The organism is Bacteroides sp. ET489, assembly GCF_030518095.1.
GTDB classification, from domain to species: domain Bacteria; phylum Bacteroidota; class Bacteroidia; order Bacteroidales; family Bacteroidaceae; genus Bacteroides; species Bacteroides ndongoniae.
This window is the reverse complement of record NZ_JAULLJ010000026.1, coordinates 46,650-52,659: the sequence shown is the minus strand read 5'-3', so window position 1 is coordinate 52,659 and position 6,010 is coordinate 46,650. Positions and strand designations below refer to the sequence as shown.

Sequence of the window (6,010 nt, the reverse complement as noted above, 5' to 3'; positions counted from 1 at the left end):
ACGTACGACGAGTTGTGCCGACTGTCGCATACGGACTACCACGGAAGTTCCGCCAACCGACTGAACTACGACTACAACCTCCGCGGCTGGCTGACAGCCATCAGCGGCACCAAGTTCTCACAGAACCTGTATTACAACACCGGGAACGGCACCCCCTGCTACAACGGTAACATCAGCAGCATGACCTGGCAGGCAGACGGCGAGGTAACCACCCGCGGCTACAAGTTCACCTACGACGGGCTGAACCGCATGCTGGATGCCGTTTATGGCGAAGGTACTTCCCTAAACAGCAACGCCAACCGCTTCACCGAAAAGGTGACCGGCTATGACAAGAATGGGAACATACTTGCCCTGCAACGGTACGGACAGACGGGAGCAAGCAGCTACGGGCTCATTGACAACCTGACCTTCACGCTCGATGGCAACCAGCTGAACCGGGTGGACGATGCTTCCACCGCTACGGCCTACAACAACGGTTTCGAGTTCAAGGACGCCGTGAAGCAGGCTAACGAATATGCTTACGATGCCAACGGTAATTTGACGAAAGATTTGAATAAAAACATTAGCAATATTCAATACAATTCACTAAATTTGCCAAGCAAGGTCATGTTTACGGACGGAAGTACCATTGAATACACCTATGCCGCCGACGGAACCAAGCTCCGCACGGTACATACAATAGGCGGTACGACCACCACAACGGACTATTGCGGCAACGTGATCTATGAAAACGGTGTGCAGAAGCTGCTGCTGACGGAAGCCGGATACCTTACCCTGGCCGACAGCAAGTACCACTACTACCTGCAGGACCATCAGGGAAACAACCGCGTGGTTATCGACCAGAACGGAACGGTAGAGGAAACGAATCATTACTATCCCTTCGGAGGTGTCTTCGCCAACTCTACGAGTGTACAGCCTTACAAGTACAACGGCAAGGAACTGGACACGAAGAAAGGACTGAACTGGTACGACTATGGGGCACGGCACTATGATGCGGCGGTAGGAAGGTTTGCGACGGTGGATCCCTCATCGGAATCATATTACGAGACTTCGCCGTATGCGTACTGCTACAACAACCCGATAAAGCATATCGACCCGAACGGCAAAGATGGAATTATCTCAATCTATGGTGACAATATCGTGATTAGAGCCAATATTATCCTTACCGGTCCTCATGCCACATCCCAATTGGCAGGAATTTATAAAGCCGGTATCATGGCTACCTGGGGGAAACAGACCACCTATGAATATCAGGATAAAACTTATAATCTGCAATGGGATATAAATGTCTATGCTGCCGGCAAAGATGAAGAGCCGAACTTCAACGGAGTGAATAATTATATGGAAGTAAAAATGGATCCTGAAACAACCTCCAAAGTCAAATATACCAATCAAGGATTTTTCAGAGGATTTGGACGTAATGGATTCAACATCAGAGACGACAATCCGGCTCCTCATGAATTTGGACATATAATCGGGCTGGCTGATAAATACATCAAGAATGGTCCTCAGAAGGATCAACCTGTTGATGATTCGTGGAGTAATAATATTATGGGGGCATGGAATGGAAAGGTGGAAAAGAAAAACCTGGATATACTATTGACCCAGCCAATAGAACTGTACGAATTCCTTATGAAATGGTACAAAGACGTGCCTTGGGTTGATTATATGAAAACGACTTATTACATTAATGACAAAAATAGAGAACCAAAATGAAAAAAACATTTGCATTAGGAATAGTATTGCTCTGCCTGTCCTGCTCGGGGAGACAGACGAAACCAAGTAGCGAGGATAAATATAATTTCGCTCAACTTCAAACCAAGATACGCGAATATTATCAGCATGCAGATTGCGATTCTGTCCACGAAACCGATGACCAAATTTCCTTTGCCTGCCTGGGGATAGCGGGATGTACGCTGTCTGAGGTAATGCAAAAATATGGCGTTCCATTTTCTGATCATCTATGGAAGGACTATACAAGTGGAGACGGACCTTCATTTTATTATTTATCTTCCGCTTTAAAAGCTGTGGGTATAAATTATCCTATTGATGTCCTTGAACTGTCATGGACTCCTCGTGAAAATAAAAAATTAGTAGTAACAGTATATTTTATTGCTGATTACACACACTATATTGCCGTGTCTGGTGAACAGGAAAATAGAGCAATATACTTAATGGAATAAACGAGCTAAGCCACAATAGTTTTCAATCCTTGATTCAGATCAGATATTGTCTGTTTCAAGGATTGTTTTTTATCTGTCACCTACGACGGGCTGAACCGCATGCTGGATGCGGTCTATGGCGAAGGTACTTCCCTAACCACAAACGCCAACCGATTCACCGAGAAAGTGACTGGTTACGACAAGAACGGAAACATACTTGCTCTGCAACGGTATGGGCAGACTTCCGCAAGCGGATATGGCTTAATTGACAACCTGACCTTCACGCTCAACGGCAACCAGCTGAACCGTGTGGATGACGCGGTAACGGCATCTGCCTACAACAACGGCTTCGAGTTCAAGGACGTCGTAAAGCAAGCGAACGAATACGCCTACGACGCCAACGGCAATCTGACGAAAGATTTGAATAAAAACATTAGCAATATTCAATACAATTGTTTAAATTTGCCAAGCAAGGTCACGTTCACGGACGGAAGCACCATTGAATACACCTATGCAACCGACGGAACCAAGCTCCGCACGAAGCACGTCATCAACGGTACGACCACCACAACGGACTATTGCGGCAACGTGATCTATGAAAACGGTGTGCAGAAGCTGCTGCTGACGGAAGCCGGTTACCTTACCCTGGCCGACAGCAAGTACCACTACTACCTGCAGGACCATCAGGGAAACAACCGCGTGGTCATCGACCAGAACGGAACAGTGGAGGAAACGAACCATTACTACCCCTTCGGCGGTGTCTTCGCCAACTCTACGAGTGTACAGCCTTACAAGTACAACGGCAAGGAGCTGGACACGAAAAAGGGCCTGAACTGGTACGACTATGGGACACGGCACTATGATGCGGCGATAGGAAGATTCCATACACAAGACCGCTTCGCGGAAAAGTATTATCCAATGTCACCGTATCAGTATGCGGCAAACTGCCCGATGAGGAATATTGATGTGAATGGGGATAGTATTGTAGTTCTTCATCACAGTGAAGGAATGCACATGAGAATGCTTATCCAGAACGATAATGGTAAATGGGGCTATTACTCTGTTAATGGCGACAATGTCTATTCTTCTGGTGAATTTGTTGGCGGTCGTAAGTTTGATGATTTGGGAGAGCACGAGTTTGATAGCCCTCGCGATTTCTTTGAAAATTCTGTGTTTGTTTCTGCCACCAAAGACAGTTCCGGAATATAGGCTTCTGATTGCCGCAGGCGTTCCACCAGCAAGTGTTCTGTATGGTCGCTTTCCGGTACGTTTAGAAATGCCTGTTCGGTCAGGCTACGTATGAAGGGAAAATCCTTGCTTTTTTCTTCTCTGATTGATAGGTCGTTTCTCATTTTTTGTTTATAGCATAAAGCCCCGGCATCTGCCGGTTCTGGTGTGAACCGCAGCATGCCGGAGGATTTGTTTTATGGAGGTTTCCTTTCGGATTTAGCTTTCTGCTTTGTTGTCGTTTTCCAGATTTTCTTCTTCCGAATCTCTAAGCATTGATTTGTGGTGTTTCAATACTTCCGCATCAATGTAGAATACAGTTTCTTCGGCAAGGTTGTTGATGTGGTCACCCGCACGTTCCAATTTGCGGAAGATGCCTGCAATTTCCAGACACAACTTGATATCTTCGGGATGTTCGTTGGCGTATGCCGCCAGTGTATCGATGGCGTTTTTGTTCAAGATATCCAATGTTTCGTCTTTGTCGAAGATGGATTTTGCAAGTCCGATGTCCTGTTTCTGCAAAGCATCGTATGTGGTGCTGAGCATGTGCAATACCATATTGAACATGTCTTCCAGCTGGAGTTCGGCAAACAGTGCCTTGTTTTCCGGTTTCAAATCGGTGCGGATGACAAAGCGTGCGATGCTGTCGGCATAGTCGCCGATGCGTTCCAGGTTGGTATTGATTTTCAGCATGGCAAGTGCAAAGCGCAAGTCTACAGCTACGGGATTGTACAATGCGATTAAATCTTCGATGTCACTGTCGATACGCAATTCGAATGCATTGACACGTTTTTCGCGTAATATTACTTTATCGGCAAGTTCCATATTGACTTCCAATACAGATTTATAGGCATTGTTCAGTTGTTGGTAAACCAACTGCCACATATCGTTTACTTCTGTCTTGATGTTGAGAAGTTCGTTTTCTACAAATTTTACCATGTCTGTATAATTAATAGTGAATAGTTAATGATTGACAATTAATAGTTGACAATTTATCCGAAGCGTCCGGTAATGTAATTCTGGGTAGCTTCTTTATCGGGGCTGGTAAAGATTTTCTTGGTTTCGCCGTATTCTACCATTTCGCCCATATAGAAGAAAGCAGTCTTGTTACTTACGCGGGCAGCCTGTTGCATGCTGTGGGTTACGATGACTACAGTAGTCTGTGAGCTCAGTTCGCAAATCAGTTCTTCAATCTTTGCAGTAGAAATAGGGTCGAGGGCAGATGCCGGTTCGTCCATCAGCAATACCGAAGGTTCTACTGCCATGGCACGTGCGATGCACAGACGCTGCTGTTGTCCTCCGGAGAGATCGTAGGCAGAAGCCTTCAACTTATCTTTCACTTCGTTCCACAAGGCTGCGCCTTTCAATGCTGTTTCCACCCGTTCGGTAATGAATTCCTTGTCTTTGATGCCATTGACGCGTAACCCGTAAGCTACATTTTCAAAGATACTTTTCGGGAACGGGTTGGGACGTTGGAATACCATACCCACGTTTTTGCGTAAGATGTCTACATTGATCGACGGTTCGTAGATGTTCCGTCCGTCAATACAGATTTCTCCAGTCAACCGGGTTCCCGGAATCAAATCGTTCATGCGGTTGAACAAGCGCAGGAAGGTTGATTTACCACATCCGGAAGGACCGATAAAGGCAACCACTTCATTGTTTGGAATCGTGATATTGATATTCTTCAGCGCATGAAAGTCGCCGTAATAGAAATCTACGTTTTTAGCTTCAATCTTATTCATACAGATGACGATTATGGTTTATTTGGATTTTAATTTGTTTTCAAAATATTTTCGGATGTTGTTGGCAAGCAAGTTCATAATCAGTACGATGACAATCAGAACAAATGCTGTGCCATAGGCGATAGGCGTTTGTGCCTCAATGTCGGTACCGCTGGTAGCGATGACATACAGGTGATACGGCAACGCCATACATTGGTCGAAGATGCTTTCGGGCAGCTTGGGCAAGAAATAGGCGGCACACGTAAAGAGGATAGGGGCGGTTTCGCCTGATACACGTCCCAATGAAAGTATCAGTCCGGTAATGATGCGGGGCATCGCCATAGGCAGCAATACTTTCCAGATGGTCTGTGCCTTGGTAGCGCCCAAAGCAAGGCTTCCTTCGCGATAACTGTTTGGGATGTCTTTGAAAGCTTCCTCAGTGGTACGGATGACAATCGGCAAGGCAAGCAAGCCTAACGTAAGCGAACCGGCTATGATGCTGTCGCCAAAGTCGAGGTAATTGACAAAGAAAGCCATACCGAACAAGCCGAATACGATAGACGGGATGCCGGCAAGGTTGTTTGTCATTGTGCGGATGAAGTTTACCATTTTGCCTTTAGGGGCATATTCGTTCATATAAATGCCGCTCATCACACCTACAGGAAACGAGAATACGGCACTTCCTATCATCAGGTAAAACGTACCCACAATGGCAGGCAGGATTCCTCCTTTGGTCATACCATCGGTAGGAGCCTGGGTGAGGAAGTCCCAATTGATGACGCTGATGCCTTTTACGATGATAAATCCCAATATGTAGAACAATACTGCTGCAATGAAGTAGCTCAGTATGCGGAAGCAAGTGAACATTCCTTTCTGAATGCCTTTTTTGTGCTTCAT

Annotated in this window: 5 protein-coding genes and 1 pseudogene; 3 read left to right on the top strand and 3 right to left on the bottom strand. The window is 45.9% G+C overall.

The features are described 5' to 3' along the window. From Q3C19_RS13420 to Q3C19_RS13410, 3 genes and pseudogenes are all read left to right on the top strand, one after another. Nucleotides 1–1,716, top strand: a 1,716-nt coding sequence (locus tag Q3C19_RS13420) for an RHS repeat domain-containing protein (RefSeq protein ID WP_302729929.1), incomplete at its 5' end; no start/stop codon positions are given. Further along, on the top strand, nt 1,713–2,183 hold the full coding sequence (locus Q3C19_RS13415; protein ID WP_302729927.1) for a hypothetical protein: 471 nt from the start codon (nt 1,713–1,715) through the stop codon (nt 2,181–2,183). The genes Q3C19_RS13420 and Q3C19_RS13415, both read left to right, overlap by 4 nt. 78 nt (nt 2,184–2,261) lie before the next feature. Next, nucleotides 2,262–3,371: pseudogene (locus Q3C19_RS13410) on the top strand (RHS repeat domain-containing protein); the annotation flags it as partial. 237 nt (nt 3,372–3,608) lie between these two features. On the opposite strand, the gene phoU reads toward Q3C19_RS13410, so the two are convergent. From phoU to pstA, 3 genes are read right to left on the bottom strand one after another with little or no spacing between them, the layout of a single operon-like run. Continuing rightward, nucleotides 3,609–4,328, bottom strand: coding sequence for a phosphate signaling complex protein PhoU (gene phoU, locus Q3C19_RS13405; RefSeq protein WP_302729925.1), 720 nt, complete (start codon nt 4,326–4,328; stop codon nt 3,609–3,611). 53 nt (nt 4,329–4,381) lie between these two features. Next, the gene (gene pstB, locus Q3C19_RS13400; protein WP_087209736.1) at nt 4,382–5,134 is read right to left on the bottom strand and encodes a phosphate ABC transporter ATP-binding protein PstB; all 753 of its coding nucleotides are present in this window, start codon (nt 5,132–5,134) and stop codon (nt 4,382–4,384) included. Nucleotides 5,135–5,152: 18 nt separating this feature from the next. Further along, on the bottom strand, nt 5,153–6,010 hold the full coding sequence (gene pstA, locus Q3C19_RS13395; protein WP_083802666.1) for a phosphate ABC transporter permease PstA: 858 nt from the start codon (nt 6,008–6,010) through the stop codon (nt 5,153–5,155).